Source organism: Halorubrum sp. SP3 (assembly GCF_005435195.1).
Classification (GTDB): Archaea; Halobacteriota; Halobacteria; order Halobacteriales; family Haloferacaceae; genus Halorubrum; species Halorubrum sodomense.
This window is the reverse complement of the sequence record NZ_SGTU01000827.1, coordinates 1-212: the sequence shown is the minus strand read 5'-3', so window position 1 is coordinate 212 and position 212 is coordinate 1. Positions and strand designations below refer to the sequence as shown.

Genomic DNA, 212 nt, shown 5'->3' with positions numbered 1-212 from the left:
GAGAGGTCGTCCGGCGTCTCGTCGACGGCGTACGCGGACTGGAGCGCCTCCTCCGCGGACTCCTCCTTGAGGACCGCGTCGAGGAACGGGAAGAGGCCAAGCGCCTTGTCCCGGTCGCCGGTGACCACGTCCTCGACCGTGACCGCGTCGCGCCCCTGCGTCGCGGCCTGGAGGTCGTTGATCGCGCCGCGGAGGTCGCCGCGGTTCCCCTC

At 72.6% G+C, this 212-nt stretch carries 1 pseudogene; it reads right to left on the bottom strand.

Annotated elements, in window-relative coordinates:
* Positions 1-212, bottom strand: a pseudogene (locus tag EXE42_RS18330) (replication factor C large subunit); the annotation flags it as partial.